This is a genomic window from Proteocatella sphenisci DSM 23131 (assembly GCF_000423525.1).
Classification (GTDB): domain Bacteria; phylum Bacillota; class Clostridia; order Peptostreptococcales; family Filifactoraceae; genus Proteocatella; species Proteocatella sphenisci.
Window position 1 is genome coordinate 18,741 of sequence record NZ_AUID01000006.1, and the last position, 19,981, is coordinate 38,721.

The window sequence follows — 19,981 nt, forward strand, 5'->3', positions numbered from 1 at the left end:
AAATGGAGAGGCATATGAAGATAGATATAGTAAAGCCGCATGAGATAGAAGACAAGAGCTTTGAGATAATAAGCTCTATAATTGAAGACCAGTATCCGGACGTTATAATAGATCCGGAGCATGAGAGCATAGTAAAGAGGGTAATACACACTTCTGCTGATTTTGAGTATCTGAATAATCTTGTCATATCTCCTGGTGCCGTTAAAAAAGCCAGGCAGGCGCTTCAAAATGGGGCGATAATAGTAACTGATACCAATATGGCAAAATCTGGAATAAACAAGACTCATCTTGCAAGGCTCGGAGGCCAAGTACACTGTTATATAGCAGACGAAGATGTTGCACTTGAAGCATCTCAAAGAGGGGTAACAAGAGCTATAGTATCCATGGAAAAGGCGGCAAAACTGGACAGGCCCCTTATATTTGCCATAGGAAACGCTCCAACTGCCCTGATAGCACTGGATGAAATGATAAAGCAGGGAAAGATAAAACCGGAGCTTATCATAGGCGTACCGGTAGGATTTGTGAATGTAGTCGAATCCAAAGAACTTATAATGGAATCAGGCATAGAATACATCGTAGCAAGAGGCAGAAAAGGTGGAAGCAACGTAGCAGCCGCTATATGTAATGCTCTTGTCTATTCTCTTGTGGAAAGATAAATGTAAAAGCTTGAAAGATAAAATACGCAAAGTTGCCACACAGAAAAATGCAAGTTTTAATGCAATAAACCAGGACGAGCATGGTATTATGTATATAGTAAAGCTAATAACACACAAAATATATACATAATGCTACTTTTCAGCGATAATAGCAAACCTTCCGAAAGGATGGGACGCAAAGCTAAAGGGCCTAAGTACGAAAGTACAGGCAGCCAGCTACCGAAGGGGAAGTTTTTTATTGGAAAAATTTTCAGTGAATCTCGGAAAATATTGTTGATAGTAGTCTGCTGTATATCAAACAGGAGAAGAAACTACTATGAAAAAATATTCAGGCAATATAACTAAAAAACTAAGTTCAATTCTTATAGTATCAATGTTTTTTGCATCAAGCACTGCACTTTCATTTGCAGACGTAAGAGATACAAAACTGGAGCATCTGAGAACTCTTAGTACAGAATTTAGAACAAATATAAACAATACTTCGGAACTTGACACAAATGCAGGCAGCAAATGGCAGATGAAGGTTGATGCAGACCTTGTTAAGGATGGAAAAGAAGCCAGGAAATTCCTTCAGGGCGTTTATTCAGTAGTTCCATTTTTCAATTCGATGACAATAAAAAGTTTATCAGGAAACTATACTATGAATCTTGAGAATCTCAGTGCATATGAAAGCAATACAGTAGTTGATGTAGCAAAGCAGTGGATATCTGAAATTATCACAGCTGACATGACAGAGGTTCAAAAGCTAAGAGCAATCCATGACAAGATAATCAATGAGACCGTATACGATGCATCTTCAGGCGATGAAGCACACTCACCTGCTGGGGTAGCATTAGATAAGAGAGCAGTATGTGACGGATACTCAAGAATGTTTACAATAATGGCAACGCTTATCGAAATACCAGTAGTTCAAGTTACTTCAAATGCAATGAATCATGCATTCAACCTGGTTTACATAAAGGGGGAATGGCTGATGGTGGATGCTACTTATGATGATCCGATTACTTCAAACGGGAAACAGGTGCTTAAACATGACTACTTCCTTATTGGGCCGGCAGATTCTAAAAAACATAAGTTTGATAGCTCGGAAAACGGACTTACTCTTGAAGATTATATAAAAATAGGTAACTACATCTATCAGGATGTAATATAAGAAGAATAATCTGGCTTGTAAATTCTGGTGATATCATAAAACGTGGTATCACCTTTTTTTTGTATTTTTGTTTATTGAAAAATACTGGAAATAATAGTATTATGAAGGCTATAGATAGTTTTGAATAGATAGTTTTGAGAGGAAATTTAATGGGGAAGATAGTTTCATGCTTAAAGAGAAAGAGCAAATACATAAAAAAGGCGTTTGTTTTATACTGCGTGGTATGCGTGGTGCTTATATTGGGGTTGTCATCAGAAAATATTCTACAAAAAAATCATAAAACTGATTCTATGAATATAGACTACGGCTGGTCGGTAGCAACTGACAATGTTATAGAGACGCAAAGTACTACTTTGCCCTACAATGTAAAAAATAAAGATGCCAGGATTATTGAATTGTCAGCAAAGATACCTCCAAATGACTTTACGGTTGCTGCGATTTCTTTTATGTTGACACAGAAAAACGTCTGGGTTTATTATGATGGAGAAGAAATTTACCGGTATGTCTTTGACAGCGAAGATTCGAGACTGAAAGACGGAAGTGGAAGGGTGGTATGCACACTGCCCGAGCAAAAGCCAGAAGGCGTACTTAAAATAAAATTTGAAAGAAATGATGATTCTTATATAGGAACTTTTGGTAACATAAAGTTCATAGACGGCGGCGTGAATGAACAAAATTTCATGTCTAATTACAGCTTTGTATTTATATTTTCTGTGGGCCTTTTTATAACAGGTCTGCTTATGCTTGTTGCAGGTGGGGCGTATATGGGATTTGGAGTAAAGATATCCTCGCTTATATACATGTCTATGTTTATATTATCTTCGTCTTTGTGGGTCATCTGCAGCAGCAAGGTTGCGCAGATGTTTTTATCTGACTGGGCGCTTATACATAATATTGAATATATGAGTCTGTATCTTTTGCCTGTAGGGGTGTGGGGATATATATCTTCGAGCTGGAAGCATGAGATATCAAGAAGAAGGTATATCAAGTATATAATGTCAGCTTTTTTTGGAATTGCAGTTACACTTAAGCTTATCGGTGCAGCAGATTTTTTTGATCTTTTGTCTGTGTTTAATACACTTGTGGTGATAAATATACTGGTAATGATATACACGGCATTAAGGGGATTTTCAAAAAAAGAACTTTCGCTTAAGATGTTTTATGCAGGGACATGTGTAATGGCGGGATTTATTCTTTTTGAGCTGCTGATGTTTTACAAGTCACCTGTGTATGATACGCTGGAAAGCTATATGGGAGCTGGATTTTCAATAATGATAACTTGCATGATAGCTAGTTTTGTGATATCCACAAGAGAGGCAGTAGCAAAGCTTTATGAGGACAGGTTTTATAAGGAAATGGCCTTTACAGACGTGCTTACGGGACTTGGAAACAGGACTAAATTTGAAGCGGACGCGGAACAATTTGAGCTTCTGAAGTTTACGGCGGATAAATTTGTGCTCGTAGTTGCAGATGCCAACTGTCTCAAGAAAATAAATGATACAATGGGACATCTTATGGGAGATCTGGCTATAAGGGCGATGGCAGATTCTATGAGGATAGTATTTAAGAGGAATGAAGGTATATACAGGACTGGTGGAGATGAATTTTGCATAGTGCTTTCGGAAATGAGTATTCAGGAGGTTGAAGATAATCTTGAAAAACTCAATCAGCTTCTTTTGTGTACAGATCTTGGGTTTCCAATAAGTATGTCTTACGGGTTTGCAAGTTTTGATATGAAAATCCATACATCCATTAAGGAAATGTACAAAGAGGCCGATGATAGGATGTATGAAATAAAAAATAATTATAAAAAGCTTGCACAGATTTGACACTCTGTTATTAAAATTCATAAGAGGAGGGCTAAATTTAATTATGAAGAATAAAAAATTATATTATAAATTGGCAGGAATGCTTTTGGTGACAGTTTTCGCAGTAGTCTCTATATTTTATTTTACTTTCTTTAAAAACTCCCTTATGACTGAGGCCCAAATGCATCTTAATGAGATAACCATACAGACAGCCGGAAGGATAGAAGAAAAGCTGATTAGTAACAAGGAGTTAATAGATACTCTTGCAGTTGAGGCAAAAGATTTTGAAAATCACACAGAAAAAGACAATATCTCAAGGCTCAAAGGCTGGGCAGGAAAAAACACATTTACTCAGATCTCATTTGCTGATGAAAAAGGTATGGGCTATACTTCGGATGGCAATCATGTGGATTTTTCTGATTCGGAGTTTTTTGAGAAGGCACTTTTGGGAAGTGGCAACATTAGTCCTGTAATAAGAAATTATGAAGGTGGATTTGAAAATATAGTGATATTTACATCTCCTGTCTATAGGGATGATATATTTAAAGGCGTGATATATGGCCTTTTTGAAATGGAGAATATAACAAAATCACTTGAACTGGAATTTTTCAATGGTCTTGGTCAGGGCTTTATAATTGATGAACTGGGAAATGTACTGGCTCATTCGGATGAGGATATGGTTAAAAAAAATATGTTTCTTGAAATTGCAAGAAACAACGACAGTATAGATACACAAAAAATAAAAGCCAGAGTTCTTGCTATGGATTCTGGCAATACTGTGTATGTACATAAAGGAACAAAGTACTTTGTCTCTTTTTTCCCAGTCCTTGGAGAACATAACATGAGCAGGGGCAAATCTAATTCGGGGATGTCTGTGTTGATGATGGTTTCTTACAACCGTGTATTTGAGCAGTCCAATATGATAATGAGACGCACTGGAAGTATAGTAGTAATGACATTTTTATTATTCTGTATGATAATTGCCTATGTACTTTATCAAAAGCGGGTCAATGAAGAATCGCTCGAAAAAGTAGCATATGAAGATGAACTTTGCAAAATACTAAATAGAAAAGGATTTGTAAGATCAGCAAATTACATGCTTAGAAATTCAAAAGATGAGCTTGTTGCTATTTGCATAGATATAGACAATTTCAAAATTACAAACAGCATATTTGGATATGAATTTGGAGACAGGGTACTCAAGGCTATGACATCAGAGCTTCAAAAAGCATTTGGAGAAGACGCTGTTATTGGAAGGATAAATGCGGACAACTTTAATGTTATAGTGGGCTATGCAAGCAAAAACTGTGTTTTAAGGGAAGTTGAAAAAATAGCAGAAGCTATGAAAAACAGGTTTTCAAGCCATAAAGAAATCTTGGTTTCGATTGGGGTATACTTTGTTGAGGATGCATCAGAAGAAAGTAAGCAGATATTTGATAAGGCGCAGCTTGCCAACAAAAGTGTGAAGTATGCCAGCAAGACTCCTTATGCGATTTATGAAGAAAGTCTTAAAGATGAGATTGAAAAAGAAAACTGGCTAGTAGAGGAAATGAAAAAAGCTATTGAGAGAAAAGATTTTGAAGTATATTATCAACCAAAGTTTGAGATTGCAAGGGAGCGGACAGTAGGTGCAGAGGCTCTCATAAGGTGGAATCACACAGAAAAAGGATTTATAAGTCCTGTGGAATTTATACCTCTTGCAGAAAAGACCCAGCTCATAGTAGATATTGGAAGAATAGTATTTGAGCAGGTGTGCAAAGATATGTCATCATGGAAGCAGAAGGGCATGAGTCCGCTTTCTGTGGCGGTAAACCTTTCGAGAGTGGAGATTTATCAGGCTGATGTAGTGGGAAATATAAAAAACATGATGAAGATTTATGAAATACCGGGCAATCTGATACAGATTGAAATTACAGAGACGGTAGCTGTAAATGAATATGAAGATCTGAGGGGTGTTCTTTTGCAGCTTAACGAACTTGGTATTTCCATATCTATAGATGATTTTGGATCAGGATACTCATCGCTTGCATGTCTGCATAAACTCAATGTGGATACACTCAAGCTGGATCGTTCATTCCTTGTAAATCTTGATAGTGATGAAAAGGGGATTAATATCCTTCGTGGGATGATAGAACTATCAAGAGAACTTGGGCTCAGGACTGTTTGTGAAGGAATTGAAACAAGAGAGCAGATGGAAATGTTAAAGCAAATGAATTGCAGATATGGGCAGGGTTTTATTTTTGCAAGGCCTATGCCACTTAAAGAACTTGAAAAATTTTTGAAAGATAAGCAATAGAAAAATTGATAGAATAAAATGCACCTGAGAGCTCGTTTAAAGTTCTCAGGTGCATTTTTATTATTCGCGCATGTCCATGTTATATTTTTTCAACTTGTAATTGAGGGTCTGTCTCGAAATCTGCATGAGGTCTGCAAGCTTTGAAAGGTTTGGGGCCTTTTTTGATTTGGCCATTATAAATTCTTTCTCAAAGATTTCCGTTGCAGTCTTGAGCGAATCTTCTTCGTGCAGTGCGGATTCTGGTTTTTCGCAGTTTTTACTCCATGAATTTTGATTGCTACTCATTTCCTTTGTTTTTTTTACTATCTTTGGGACGTCTTCTTTTGTTATTACGGATGAGTCTGAGAAGTTGAAGGCGCTTTCTATTATGTTCTTAAATTCCCTGACATTTCCGGGCCAGTTATATTCAAGAAAAAGCTCTGTAACTTCTGGGGATACCTTTTTTATGTTCTTGTGCATCTCGGTATTGTACAGGCTTATGAAATGCTTTGAGAGTTCTTCGATATCGGATTTTCGATCCCTTAGGGGAGGGGCTTCGATCTCTATGCCAGAAAGCCTGTAGTAGAGGTCTTTTCTCATCCTGTTTTCTTTTACGCAGTCTTCTGGAATTTCGTTTATTGCGGCTATTATGCGGACGTCTGTCTGTTTGGATTCGATCCCGCCTATCCTGGTTATTTTTTTCTCTTCTATGGCTTTGAGGAGCTTTGCCTGCATGTTGATGTCCATGGAATTTATCTCATCCAGAAATATGCTTCCCCCGTCTGCGAGCTCGAATATGCCGGGCCTGTTTTCTGCTCCTGTGTAGGAGCCTTTTGTCGTTCCAAAGAATATGCTTTCAAGGAGCGTATGGGGGATGGCGGCGCAGTTCTGGGTTATGAAGGGTCTGGACCTTCTCGGGCTGTGGCTGTGGATGGACTGGGCTATGAGTTCTTTTCCGGTTCCCGTCTCGCCGTAGATGAGCACGCTCGAGTTTGACTGGGAGACCTTCTGGATCTTGTATTTCAGTTTTTCTATGAGCTCGGAGCTTCCTATGATGCTGTGTATGTTATACATGCCGTTTTCATCCTTGTAGGTGCTGGTCATGTTTGAAAGGTCGATGAAGCTCTTTGTGGGATAGTTGTCGATGAATTTGGAGATGCTTACAGCGCCTATTATCTTCCCATTTTCCTTGATGGGGAAGGTGTTGTCCAGCATCATATGTTCGCTTCCGTCCACGTACTTGAGCTTTTGGATTTGATTTATTGCGCTTTCTCCATATTTTACGGCGCGGTAGCAGGTTGAGTTTTCGGTGTTCAGGTTTTCCCATACTTCCCAGGGCGTTTTTCCTATAGGATCTATCAGGCTGAAGTGGAACTCTTCGGCAAAAGACTTGTTGTATCTGATGATGCAGTTTTCATCTACTATCATGACTCCGTCAAAAAAGTTTTCTATGTTGTTTATAATATCATAATAATTCTCTATCATAATGACTTTATCCTCCGTTTGGTGGCTGGGCTTGAGAGCCTGTATTTATACTTTACTGTGTATATTATAATACATATCAATGATTTTTGTAATATAATTTTACAAAATGGTAAAAATTTTTACAATGGCATAATGGCGGGGGACGAGCTGGTTTTCTGAAAACGTTATCACAAGGACGTTTTCAGAAAATTGAAATTTTTGGCACGTAAATTGCATATAGGAGTGTATACATAAAGTGGATATGCATAAACTGTTTATATTTTAGTAAAATCAAAGGAGATGATATTTTGAAGAGCAGTGAATTAGAAATTATGGTAAATGAGTCTATAGAAAGCGAAAAACATAAGGCTTTTGAACTCAATGAGTATATTTTCAGTAATCCTGAGACGCCTCACAAGGAATTTCTGGCAGCGAGCAGATATGCTGAGATTTTAAGAAATGAAGGGATTGAGGTAGAACAGGAATTTCTGGGAGTAAAGACGGCTTTTAAAGCGACCATCAATGAGGATCCAGACTCGGATATAAAGATTGGGATACTCGCTGAATATGATGCACTTCCTGAAATTGGACACGCCTGTGGACACAGTGCAAGTGGAGCGCTTAGCTTTCTCGCGGCACTGGGGCTTTACAAAAACAGGGAAAATCTTAAAGGCAATATTTATCTGATAGGAACTCCTGCTGAGGAATTCAACGGTGCTAAGACGGTCATGGCAAACTCCGGGATGTTTGATGATTTCAGCTATGTGGTGATGATACACATGATGGATTACAGCCAGACTCATGCAAAGTTCATGGCATTAGCAGGATTCGACTATGAATTTTTTGGACAGCCAGCTCATGCAGCAGCTGCACCATGGGCCGGAAAGAATGCGGTAAATGGAATGACGCTGTTCATACATGCGCTTGATATGATGAGGCAGCAGTTAAGGGACGGCTCGAGAGTTCATGGGATGATAATGAACGGCGGTTCTTCGGGCAACACTATACCTGATTATGCGTTGTGTCAGTATATGTTCAGGTACAGTGAGAAGAACTATCTTGATGAAATCGTAAGAATGGCCGAGGATGCAGCTAAAGGTGCCGCTCTTGCTACGCAGACTACGGTAAAGATAACGCCTCCAGCAAGCGCTTTAGCAGATTTAAAAGCTACTCCTCATACTGATGATCTCATTGGAGATATATACAGAGAGCTTGGAGTTGAGGTAGACACAAATCCGGTTGTTTCTATGGGGTCTTCGGATATAGGAAACCTCAGCTACAGATGTCCGGCATTTCATCCTCTGATTTGTATTTCAGACACACCGGTTGCGGCGCACACAAGAGAATTTGCGCAGTGCATGCTGACTGATAAGACAAAGTGGGCAATTGAAAAGGGAGCCAAGACGATTTCGGCACTTGTAATCAGGTCGCTTTATGACCCTAGTATAATTGAAAATATGAAAACAGATTTTAACCAGAATCGATAGATATCCAAGAAAAAGGAGATTATAAAAAATGGAAGCTAAGAAAAAGTCGTTTAAGATGCCTCACGTGTTTGCAGTTTTACTAATATTGATGTTGTTTACTACAATTTTGACATATGTTGTTCCGAGTGGTCAGTTTGAGAGGATTGCAGATCCAACTACGGGAAGACCGATACTTGTTCCTGGTTCGTTCCAGTTTGTTGAAAAAACTGACATGATAGGTTTTATGGATTTCTTCTCTTCAATATACACGGGTATGGTTGAGGGTGGAATAATAATATCATCTCTTTTAATCCTTTCAGGGGCGCTGTTTGTTATAGAGAGCACTGGAACTTTTTCAGCGGGGATTCACTCGCTTCTGGGAAAGACTAAAGGAAAAGAGTTTTCAATGGTAGTAATGTTTTACTCAGTGTTCGTTCTGTTTGGAGTACTGGGATACGGTGAGGGTGCATATCCGTTTTATCCGCTGATAGTGGGTGTTGTTATGGCGCTTGGCTATGACAGGATGACGGGTGCTGCAGTTGCGCTTGTAGGAAGCGCTGTAGGATTTACATCTGGGCTTGTGAATATGTTTACTACTGGGATAAGTCAGCAGCTTGTAGGACTTCCTCTGTTTTCTGGAATGGGCTTCAGGGCAGTGGGACTTGTTATTTTCTACGTTATAGGACTTGCATTTATATATTCATATATTAAAAAAGTAAAGAAAGATCCAAACAACAGTCTCACAAAAGAAGAATACCTTGTTCAGAAGGCGAGTGAGGAAAAAGGGGAAATCGTTGAACTTACAAACACGAGAATAATGGGACTTGTTGGATTCTTTGTACTGGTAGCACTTCAAGGATATGGGGCACTGAAACTTGGCTGGGGCCTTCCTCAGATTTCGGGAATATATGTGGTTTTTGCAATAATAATGGCGGCAATATTCAAAATTGGGCCGTCTGACATGAGCATGAGATTTACAAAAGGAGCAGAAAGGGTGCTTGGAGCTGCTATGGCAATAGGTTTTGCAAGAGCGATAATGGTGCTCTTAACTGCTGGAAACATACTCGATACTTTCATATACTACCTGAGTGAATCACTGATGGGCAAAGGACCTGTGCTCACGCTTCTTATAGTTTATTTCTTCGTTACAATATTTAATTTCTTTGTTACATCAGGAAGCGGAAAGGCCGTAATGGTAATGCCTATACTGAGTCCTCTTGGGAATCTTCTTAACATAAATCAGCAGGTTATGGTGCTTGCATATCAGTATGGTGATGGATTCACTAACTTCCTGTGGCCAGCTGGCGCAATGGTATGTACGGCGATATGTGGCGTGGATTATGGTGCGTGGCTTAAATATGCATGGAAGACATTTGCAACGCTCATAGTTGCGGGATATGTACTTGTAATTATAGCTAATAAGATAGGATTAGGTCCTTTCTAATTATGCTACTTTCTAATGATAATAAAACTTTATAAGGAGAAGGAAATTGAGAAAAGAGAATCTTGAAAAGGCGATAAAGCTTCGTCACGAATTGCATGAGCATCCAGAACTCTCAAGTCAGGAAGTATGGACGAGGAATCACATTATGGAGTTTTTAAGAGAAAACACAAGCCTTGAAATCGTGGACAGGGGAAGATGGTTTTATGCAGTATACAGATCTGAAAAAGGCAGGAGAAATATAGCGTTTCGTGCAGATTTTGATGCGCTTGCAATGCAAGAACCGGATACGATTGAATATGCTTCAAAAACTCCGGGGGTTTCACACAAGTGTGGGCACGACGGCCACTCGGCAAGTCTTGCGGCTTTTGCCATGGAGATTGATCAGGAAGGCTCGGATAATAATATATACTTCTTGTTCCAGCATGCGGAGGAGACTGGCGAAGGAGCAAGAGAAGCCTGCGTGTTTATTGAAGAAAACAATATAGATGAGATATTTGCATTTCACAACATGAGCTCTATGGCTCACAGGTCGATAAACATAAAGGATGGGACTGCAAACTGTGCGTCAAGCGGGATGACAATAAAGATGGAGGGTCAGCCTTCGCACGCGAGTGAACCAGAAAAAGGGAAAAATCCTGCGTTTGCAATTGCAAAGATAATTGATGCGATACCGGGACTCATTTCTCCGGAAAAAAACGAGGGAATGGTCTTATGTACAGTAATACAGGTGGACGTTGGCGAAAGGGCATTTGGGGTTTCTCCGGGTAGAGGAGAGTTGCTGCTTACCATAAGGGCGCTTTATCAAGTCGAGATGGACAAGTTGCGTGAAAACCTTGAGAGCATTGCAAGAAGCGAGGCAGAAAAATACGGTCTCAGCGTGAGTTTTGAGTATAATGATGTTTTTCCTGAGACTTGCAACTACAGTGAGAGTGCAGATAAGATAAGAAGGGTAAGCCTTGAAAAAGGCATGCAGCTTGTGGAAATGAAAGAGGCATTCAGGGGGTCAGAGGACTTCGGTGAGTATCTCAAGCATACAAAGGGTGCAATCTGCTACATCGGAAACGGCGAGGACTATGCGCCTGTGCACACTTATAACTTTGACTTCAGAGATGACATAATAGAGACGGCGGTAGAGCTTTTCAAGGGGCTTTCTGCACTTTAGATAAAACTAAATACTGGTGCTTCTGAAAAAGCTGCCATCCTTACGTTGAATCGTACTTGATGGCAGCTTTAATTTTACACAAATGTAAAAATTTTTACAAAATATCTGATGTTTTTTTTATTTATGCTAATAATTATCGTGTTTTTAATAATAACAAATGAAAGAAAGCGGTCTATATTAAGTTTTTGTATAGAAAATAAATATTATTATCAATAAATTCTGTAATTGGCATAAAAATTGCATTATTAATAGATGTGGGCAATTATTACATAATTTTATTGGTTTAAAGGAGAGTTTAAAAATGAAAAAATCTACAAAAGACACACTTGTCATAGGATTTGCGATTTTTGCAATTTTCTTTGGTGCTGGGAATCTTATATTTCCGCCATGGATAGGACAAACTGCTGGTGCTGCATGGTTTCCTGCAATGATTGGCCTTATAATAACAGGGATAGCGTTGCCGATACTTGCAATTGTTGCGATTGGTAATGGTGGTGGAACTTTTCAAAAGCTAACAGAGCCAATAACGCCTTGGTTTTACCACTTTTACAACTTTTTTATAATGATCTGTCTTGGACTGATGATAACACATCCAAGAGTTGGTGCGGTTGCTTATGAAACTGGGATAAGAACCCTGCTTCCAAATGTTAACGAGGCTATACTTCATCCTGTGGCGCTTATCGCATTTTTTGGATTGTCAGCCTGGTTTTGTATTAACTCTGCAAAAGTTGTGGATAAAGTGGGTCAACTGCTCACACCTATCCTGCTTGTAGCACTTGCGATTATAATAGGACTGGCGATAGTTAATCCTGTAGGAGTTCCTGTTGATACTGGAATCGAAAACGCATTTTATATGGGATTCAGCAATGCATATCAAATTGGGGATATTCTTACGGGACTGCTGTGTGGAGTAATCTTTATAAATGCAATTGTTGACAAAGGATACGGACTTACTACTGAAAAAATGGGAATGTCGGCGCTTATCAAAGCTTGCCTTGTTGCATTTGTAATGCTGACATTTGTATATGGAGGACTTGAGTATCTGGGAGCAACAGGGGGATCGAATTTCCCGTCTGATACTGACCAGACTGTGCTTCTTGTAGGGCTTGTTAAGATGCTTGGCGGAAACATACTCATGAACGTGCTTGCTGTATGCGTGATAGTGGCATGCCTTACTACATCAACTGGACTCATGTCAGTAATAGCAGGATATATTAACGATCTTTCAAAAGGCAGGATTCCCTATAAAGCTGGGGTTGCATTCGTAGCTGTAATAGCTATTATTCAGGCATTAGGTGGAGTTGCTAAGATAATTGTGATAGCAGGCCCTATATTTATGTTCATATATCCGCTTTCAATTGTTATTGTAATTCTTGGATGTTTCAAGAAGTATGTGCCTAACAACGGAGTATGGAAAGGTGCGGTTCTGGCAGCTGCAATAATAGGACTTTATGACAGCTTTGGTATTATAGGAGCAATAATGGGATTCTCTATACCTGCAGCTATTACGGGGATATATACTATTATCCCACTGGCTTCTCAGGGGTTTGCTTGGGTACTTCCTTCGATTTTAGGTGGAGCTATAGGTGGATTTGTTGGAAAAGATAAGTAATATGTACATTTTTAGAGAGGAAATTTAACAATGAAAGTTGATTATTACGCAAACGGAAAGATTTTCACTGGACAAGATGAAACAAGGTTTGTATCAGCATTTGGAGTAGCTGATGGAAAGATTGCATGGACTGGTGAAACTGCTGAAATAGAAGGCGAATATATAGATTTAAAAGGAAAAATTGTGCTTCCGGGCTTTATAGACTCACATATACATCCTGTTTATGTTGCAAGTGTACAAAATCAAGTTGCATGTATGCCGCCATTTGTAAACAGCATTGACGATATGATCGAAGCGCTCAAAAAAACCGTTGATGACACAGATCCTGATTCATGGATTGATGGATGGGGATTTGATGAATCCAAGCTTGCTGAGGGCAGAACTCCTACTAAAGAAGATCTGGACAGAGTCTCAACAACTTATCCTGTACAGATAATTCGTTCGTGTTTCCATGCCCGAGTTCTTAACTCGAGAGCACTTGAAATTGCGAAAATAAACAAGGATACTCCAGATATTCCAGAGGGGATAATCGAGAAAGACGAATATGGTGAACCTACGGGGGCCCTTTACGAAGCCGCTCACTGGTACGTAGAAAAATTCAGAAATCCAGTCACGCATGAAGAACGCATAAAATCTATAGCTGATCTGACCAACAGATTTGCAAGCCTTGGGATAACAGGAGTTACAGAGGTTATGGGTATGCCGGATGACTACGAAATGTATATGGATGCAAAAAAATCAGGATTTAAGCAGCATATTGCAATCTATAAAAAATTCAAAGATTACATGGACAGCGGACGAGCTGAAATAAAATATACCGATGACCCTGAAGAGACTGTCAGATTTACGGGACTTAAATTTTTCCTTGATGGCAGCATATCTGGACACACAGCGTTCATGAAGGAGCCTTATCCAAACAGCGATGAGAGAGGAATGCCTCTTGGTTCTGAAGAAGAGATGGAAGAGCTTTACGAATATGCCAAAGTCAGAAACCTTCAGATAATAATCCACGCTATGGGAGATTCGGCCATACAGTTCATTATAGATTACTTCAAAGACAAGCCTTTGTGGGTAGAAGGAGCTCCTTCTGTAAGGATAGAGCACTGCTCTATCTTGAGTGATGAAATGATTGATGAGATAGGATCAGCTGGCATCGGCGTGACTATGAACATTGACTTTTTGTATGCAGAATATGATTCTTGGAGAAAAAATCTCGATGATAAAAGATTCAACATGGCGACAAGGCTGCGCAGCTCTTATGACAAAATTGAGCACCTGGCGCTTGCGTCGGACAGTCCTGCAACTTTATGGGCGGTACCTGAAGACGTATTTATGTCACTTAAGGCAGCAGTTACAAGAAAAGCTCATGGGGGGCAGGATATAAATCAGGCTGAGAAAATTTCTGTAGAGCAGGCAATTCTTTTATACACAAAAAGGGCTGCAGTTGTGTGCAATATACCACTTACGGGGCAGCTTATACCAGGGTATCATGCCGATTTTATAGTTCTCGATAAAGATATATTCAAAGTATCTTCAGAAGATATAGACAAGGTTGAAGTAGTAGAGACTTTTATAAAAGGAGAACAGATCTATAAGAAACAACATTAAACTTAGATAATTAGAATCCTGGATTATTCAACATCTGCAAAATGCAGAGAATGGAATAATTCGGGATTTTTTTGTGGCGTAGATAGGCGTTTTTTAATTTTGCCAATTCATTGCACCAAGATAAATCAAATGTTATAATAAAAACATATGAAAAATTCACAAAATAATTTTTTAATTATAAATTAAGAGGAGAATAATGGCGGAGAATATGAAAAAAGATAAGATTAACAATACAAAAGGAAATACTGGGAAACCGGTCTTGCTGGCTTCTAATAAAAACAGTGAAGAGCGCTTTGCAAGGCAGCTGGGAAAGCTGGGATCGTCGATATTTATAATCATAGTAGCCATGTACTTCAAGGTTCCAGATAAGATACAAAATCTATATCTTATGATAGCGCTTACTATGCTCATATATCAGCCACTTTTCAGGACTATTAAGGTACTTGTCAAAAAAACGCAGACCACAACAAACTGGATTGAGGTCACATTTGTGGTGACGAGTATACTGGCAGTATCTGTGAATCAGTATCTGGGAGCAGCTATAATAATGGTAATAGGTGAGATAATAGAAACTGTAAGAACAAGACCTATGTAATGAAGGGAGGAAGAAGTGTCGGGAAAAATCAAGCTTGATAAAACAGCGGTCGTGACCGTAGCAAATTCCAAGGGAGGGTCTGGAAAGAGCACTACAGCGTCCATGCTGGCAAGAACCCTGGGTGAAAAAGGGTACAGGGTGCTTGCTGTGGACTGTGACTCTCAGATGGATCTTACTAATACACTGGGTTTTACGGTGGATGAATCACTTGTAGAGTTTGGACTTACGCTCATAGATTTCAACAAGACCATATACCAGATGATACGCAGCAAGGGTAATGTGAGAGACTTTATAATACCTACAAAATACAGTAATCTCGATATAATAGCAGGGGATGACTATATTGGCAGGATAGAATTTGACCTTCATCATGAGTATCAAAGAGAAGCGATACTGAAAAAAATCATGAAGAGTCTTGTTGCTGAAAATGCATATGATTTTATAATATTTGACACATCCACGCATCTGGGGGACCTGGCAGCAAATATACTTAACATAACAGACCATGTAATAATACCTGTTCCTATGGCTATGTTTGGAATAAGAGGAATCAGGACGTTCATAGATTTTTATAATCAGTTTACAGAAATAAATGAAAATCTCAGTATACTTGGAATCCTCATGACCATGTACAGGCCTAATAACAAGATCATGAATGAAAGGGCCCAGACCCTACTTACAAATATTTTTGGAGATGAACTCCTTTTTGATACAAGAATATCAATTGATACCAACATAGAAAAAGCCCAGTGGAACAATGTGACGGCGGTGGACTATGCTCCAAAGGGCAGAGCCACAATCCAGTACCATGATCTGGCAAAAGAGGTGATCAAACGTGTCAAAAACTAAGAAAATAGATATAGGCTCAAAGATGAGTTTTGCAAATGTGTCGCTTGACAGGAGCTCTTATTCTCTGGCTCCTCTTAAGGAAGCAGAAGAAAAACCTGATCAGATTGTAAGGATAGATGTAGATTACCTTGAGACCGCACCAGAGGAGTGGAACTTTTATCCAAGGCTTGAAGGTGAAGAATTTTCAAAGCTGGTAAAGTCGATTTATGAACACGGCCTGCTTCATCCTATCGTTGTAAGAAAGCAAAGAGACCGCCACACAATACTTTCGGGTCACAACCGTGTCAGGGCTTTTGCTCAGATTAAAAAGGAACTCCAGGAGATAAAAAATGGCCGAAACAGCAGTCTTCTTGAGATGAAAGATGACTCTGTAATAGATCCGCAAGAATACGACCAGATAATGGCAGTCATAAAAGAAGATATAAGTGATGACGAAGCAAGAGAGATAATAATTGATGCCAACTACGTTCAAAGGCAGCTGGGTCAAAAACTCATGACCAGGAGTATAATTGAAAAATACAAGATAATTCAGCAGCGAAGAAAAAGCTCTGATGAAGAAAAATACAAGAATATAAAGACCAGAGAAATCGTGGCAAGAGAGTTTAAATTAAGTGGAAGACACATAGACAGGTATAAGAAGCTGGAGAGCCTCAATGAGACCATGTTAAATGAGTTTTATGAGGGTAAACTATCCCTTGAACTCGCTGCAAAACTCGCGGGTCTAAAGCCAAACGTACAATCTTATATAACAAAAATGCATCTGAGAGATATAAAAAAATATCCGGCAAAAACTCTTGCAAGTCTTAAACCTTCCCTTACTCAGACTGATATGGATTCTATAATGAATGAGATAAAAGAAGATGGAAATCATATTAAGATAAGCCTAAGAGAAAATGGCAAAAACAGGCATTATGTTATTGAAGAACCAGAGATAATGGAAAGAATAAAGAACTTGCTTGCAGAGCATGCAAATGATAATTAGAATTTGAAAAGCGGGGAGGACATTATGAGGATGCTGGCATCTTTTTCAGGGGGTAAGGACAGTGTTCTGAGCCTGGACAGAGCCTTGGAGCAGGGGCATGAAATAGCGGGATTGTTTGTTACAGTAGATATAGATGGGAGTTCCTGGTTTCATGATATAAATCACGATATACTTGAGGCTGTGAGCATGAATCTGGCTATACCTGTATTTTTCTGTCCATGCAGACAAGGAGATGACTATACTTTAGATTATGAGAAGAGCATGAGACAGATGATAGCTATAACAAGAGCTCAGGCCTGTATATTTGGAGATATTGATATAGAATCTCACAGGCAGTGGGCAGAGGAGAGGGCCCAAAATCTGGGGATAGAGGCTGTTTTTCCCCTGTGGCAGGAAAATAGGAGAAAACTTGTAAGTGAATTTGTAGACAAGGGATACAAGGCAGCTATAAAAAAAGTTAACAAAAAGTATCTGGATTCGAAATATCTGGGTAGAGTTTTGGACCACGAACTTATAGAGGAGTTTGAAATGATGGGCATAGATTCATGTGGCGAGAATGGCGAATACCATACCCTTGTTTATGACGGGCCGATCTTCAGTAAGGGGATAAATCTAAGGCTTGGAAAGATTTTAGAAAATGAGTATTGCTACTCAAGGGAGATTGAGCTGGCATAGACAAGGAGCATTTATGAAAAATAATTATTATGATAATGTGGAGCATAAGGTTGACAGTTCGGGTCCGAAAAGGATGCCTATAATTGAATCCAGACTGAAAAAGAGAATAGTTACAGTCCCAGATGTTATAAGAGATGCTTCAGGTATAAAAATATTTGGTAAAAGGATAAAATCGATGATTTTTACGACTGACCTGGCTATAATAAACAACAACAATGCCGATGCAGTTATCGCTGTATACCCTTTTACACCCCAGCTTTCTATAACCAAGGCCATAATGGAGGTGTCTTCTACTCCTGTATTTTGTGGAGTGGGAGGTGGACTTACTTCTGGGCAGAGGTCTGTAGATATAGCCCTTCATGCAGAACTTGGAGGAGCCTACGGGGTCGTTATGAATGCACCTGCAACCAATGAACTTGTAAGTGAGATGAGAGACAGAATAGACATTCCAATTGTAATAACTGTTGTTTCGGAAAAAGAAGATTTTGAAGCTAGAATAAGGGCTGGAGTGGGAATATTCAATGTTTCTGGTGGAGCCAATACTGCAAATATAGTAAGAAAAATAAGAGCCATACGTCCGGATTTTCCTATAATAGCAACTGGGGGGCCTACCAATGAAAGCATAAGAGAAACTATAAATGCTGGAGCAAATGCCATAACCTATACTCCACCAACTTCTGCGGAGCTTTTTGCTGAGATAATGGAAAAATACAGAGAAGAATTGTAAGAAAATAAAAAACATTTTAAAAAAACAAAAATATTCTTGACAACTTTTTGAAAAGAATGTATGATGATAAACAATAAACAAAAGCTATAACAAAGATTAGTAATTAGAGTTACGGATTATAGAGAGCAGTCGCAAGGTGAAAGACTGTATCCGATTTTAATGAATCTCCTTTCGAGCTGCTTTATGAAAATAGAGCCGTCTAACCCGCGTTACAGGGAACGAGTGAGTAGAGCCTTAGACGTTTTGAGGACTGCTAATTTGGGTGGCAACGCGGAAGAGTGCAGTGTTTGTATACATAAATACAGATGAACTTACAGCTTTCGTCCCTGATTTAAGGGACGGAAGCTTTTTTTATACCCAAAAAAGCCAACGATCCCAGGAAATAACAAATTTGCTGATTTCAGACCGGAGGAAAATATGGAAAATGTAAGACTCTTTATACCAGGACCAGTTAGCGTAAGAGAAGATGTACTTGAAAAAATGACCATGCCACAGATTGGGCACAGGACAAAGGAAGCATCAGCGCTGCAAAGACGTATATCAGATAATCTTAGAATACTTTGGAATACAAAATCAGAAATACTTTTATCAACTACTTCTGGAAGCGGGCTTATGGAAGGCGCTATAAGGACCTGTACGGCCAAAAAAGCGGCCGTGTTTTCAATAGGGGCTTTTGGCAAGAGATGGTACGAAATGGGCAAATGGAATGGAGTAGAGGCGGATCTTTATGAAGTGGAGATGGGAAAAGCAACTGACCCTGATGAAGTAGATAAAGTGCTTGCTACGGGGGCATATGATCTGGTTACCATAACTCATAACGAGACTTCAAGCGGAGTGGTAAATGATTTAGAAAAAATTGGAGCAGCAGTAAAGAAATATCCCAATGTAATATTTTGTGTAGATATGGTAAGTTCTGCAGGCGGGCACAGGATAGATGTAGATGAGCTTGGAATAGACATATGCATAACCTCAAGCCAAAAATGCCTGGGACTTCCTGCTGGCCTGGCAGCCTGCACATTCTCCAAAAAAGCAGTAGAAAGAGCCAAGACCGTAGAAAACAGAGGGTTTTATCTGGACCTTCTTCAGCTTTATGATTTTATTCAAAAGAAGGACTATCAGTACCCTTCTACACCTTCTCTGGCACATATGTTTGCACTCGATTATCAACTTGATTATATACTCAATCACGAAGGCCTTGAAAACAGATTCGACAGGCATCAGGAGATGATGCACATGGTCAGAGCCTGGGCAAAAAAGAATTTTGATGTACTTGCAGGGGATGACATAGCATCAAGGACTGTCACGGCTGTTCTAAATACGAAAAATATAGATATAGCTGAGCTCAACAAAGAGCTTAAAAAGCGGGGCATGATGATCTCAAACGGATACGGAGACCTCAAAGACAAGACCTTTCGGATAGCTCATATGGCAGATACAACTCCAGAACATATCAAAGAGCTGCTTGATAATATGGATGAGATACTAGGACTCAAATAAGGTGTTTA

16 protein-coding genes, 1 riboswitch and 1 other annotated feature are annotated in these 19,981 nt (G+C 39.2%); of the genes, 15 read left to right on the forward strand and 1 reads right to left on the reverse strand.

What is annotated here, in order from left to right; translation table 11 throughout:
• The first annotated feature begins 14 nt into the window (after nucleotides 1-14).
• From G558_RS0102600 to G558_RS0102615, 4 genes are all read left to right on the forward strand, one after another.
• Complete coding sequence (locus tag G558_RS0102600) at nucleotides 15-656, forward strand: precorrin-8X methylmutase (protein ID WP_071604441.1); 642 nt, start codon at nucleotides 15-17, stop codon at nucleotides 654-656.
• 140 nt (nucleotides 657-796) lie between these two features.
• A riboswitch (cyclic di-GMP riboswitch) is annotated at nucleotides 797-880 on the forward strand.
• Between the two features lie 92 nt (nucleotides 881-972).
• A complete protein-coding gene (locus G558_RS13305; RefSeq protein WP_028828774.1) occupies nucleotides 973-1,809 on the forward strand; it encodes a transglutaminase domain-containing protein in 837 nt (278 codons plus the stop codon).
• Between the two features lie 149 nt (nucleotides 1,810-1,958).
• Nucleotides 1,959-3,638 carry a sensor domain-containing diguanylate cyclase gene (locus G558_RS0102610; RefSeq protein WP_028828775.1) on the forward strand — a complete coding sequence of 560 codons (1,680 nt, stop codon included), beginning with the start codon at nucleotides 1,959-1,961 and terminating at the stop codon, nucleotides 3,636-3,638.
• Between the two features lie 43 nt (nucleotides 3,639-3,681).
• Entirely contained in the window at nucleotides 3,682-5,913 is a 2,232-nt protein-coding gene (locus G558_RS0102615) for a bifunctional diguanylate cyclase/phosphodiesterase (protein WP_028828776.1), read from the forward strand.
• Between the two features lie 60 nt (nucleotides 5,914-5,973).
• Here the strand turns inward: G558_RS0102615 and G558_RS0102620 are convergent, their stop codons facing one another.
• The gene (locus G558_RS0102620) at nucleotides 5,974-7,377 is read right to left on the reverse strand and encodes a sigma-54 interaction domain-containing protein (RefSeq protein WP_036931446.1); all 1,404 of its coding nucleotides are present in this window, start codon (nucleotides 7,375-7,377) and stop codon (nucleotides 5,974-5,976) included.
• Nucleotides 7,378-7,664: 287 nt separating this feature from the next.
• Here G558_RS0102620 and G558_RS0102625 point away from each other — a divergent pair, with 287 nt between their 5' ends.
• The 11 genes from G558_RS0102625 (at nucleotide 7,665) to G558_RS0102675 (ending at nucleotide 19,973) form a co-directional block, all read left to right on the forward strand.
• The gene (locus tag G558_RS0102625; protein WP_028828778.1) at nucleotides 7,665-8,843 is read left to right on the forward strand and encodes an amidohydrolase; all 1,179 of its coding nucleotides are present in this window, start codon (nucleotides 7,665-7,667) and stop codon (nucleotides 8,841-8,843) included.
• A gap of 28 nt (nucleotides 8,844-8,871) precedes the next feature.
• Nucleotides 8,872-10,266 (forward strand): YfcC family protein, encoded by a 1,395-nt coding sequence (locus G558_RS0102630; RefSeq protein WP_028828779.1) that lies wholly within the window; start codon nucleotides 8,872-8,874, stop codon nucleotides 10,264-10,266.
• A 46-nt stretch (nucleotides 10,267-10,312) separates the two neighbouring features.
• On the forward strand, nucleotides 10,313-11,428 hold the full coding sequence (locus G558_RS0102635; RefSeq protein ID WP_028828780.1) for a M20 metallopeptidase family protein: 1,116 nt from the start codon (nucleotides 10,313-10,315) through the stop codon (nucleotides 11,426-11,428).
• Between the two features lie 301 nt (nucleotides 11,429-11,729).
• Nucleotides 11,730-13,040, forward strand: coding sequence for a branched-chain amino acid transport system II carrier protein (brnQ, locus tag G558_RS0102640; protein WP_028828781.1), 1,311 nt, complete (start codon nucleotides 11,730-11,732; stop codon nucleotides 13,038-13,040).
• A 30-nt stretch (nucleotides 13,041-13,070) separates the two neighbouring features.
• Nucleotides 13,071-14,648 (forward strand): amidohydrolase, encoded by a 1,578-nt coding sequence (locus tag G558_RS0102645; protein ID WP_028828782.1) that lies wholly within the window; start codon nucleotides 13,071-13,073, stop codon nucleotides 14,646-14,648.
• 196 nt (nucleotides 14,649-14,844) lie between these two features.
• Nucleotides 14,845-15,243: a hypothetical protein gene (locus G558_RS0102650; RefSeq protein WP_028828783.1), complete on the forward strand. Its 399-nt coding sequence runs from the start codon at nucleotides 14,845-14,847 to the stop codon at nucleotides 15,241-15,243.
• Nucleotides 15,244-15,258: 15 nt separating this feature from the next.
• Nucleotides 15,259-16,092 carry a ParA family protein gene (locus G558_RS0102655; protein ID WP_028828784.1) on the forward strand — a complete coding sequence of 278 codons (834 nt, stop codon included), beginning with the start codon at nucleotides 15,259-15,261 and terminating at the stop codon, nucleotides 16,090-16,092.
• Nucleotides 16,079-17,074, forward strand: coding sequence for a ParB/RepB/Spo0J family partition protein (locus G558_RS0102660; protein WP_028828785.1), 996 nt, complete (start codon nucleotides 16,079-16,081; stop codon nucleotides 17,072-17,074). The genes G558_RS0102655 and G558_RS0102660 overlap by 14 nt, the downstream gene beginning before the upstream one ends.
• Nucleotides 17,075-17,098: 24 nt before the next feature.
• The gene (locus G558_RS0102665; protein ID WP_028828786.1) at nucleotides 17,099-17,749 is read left to right on the forward strand and encodes a Dph6-related ATP pyrophosphatase; all 651 of its coding nucleotides are present in this window, start codon (nucleotides 17,099-17,101) and stop codon (nucleotides 17,747-17,749) included.
• A 13-nt stretch (nucleotides 17,750-17,762) separates the two neighbouring features.
• Entirely contained in the window at nucleotides 17,763-18,476 is a 714-nt protein-coding gene (locus G558_RS0102670) for a beta/alpha barrel domain-containing protein (RefSeq protein ID WP_051188420.1), read from the forward strand.
• Nucleotides 18,477-18,553: 77 nt separating this feature from the next.
• Nucleotides 18,554-18,807: a binding site (T-box leader), on the forward strand.
• An 86-nt stretch (nucleotides 18,808-18,893) separates the two neighbouring features.
• A complete protein-coding gene (locus G558_RS0102675) occupies nucleotides 18,894-19,973 on the forward strand; it encodes a pyridoxal-phosphate-dependent aminotransferase family protein (RefSeq protein WP_028828788.1) in 1,080 nt (359 codons plus the stop codon).
• Nucleotides 19,974-19,981: the final 8 nt, after the last annotated feature.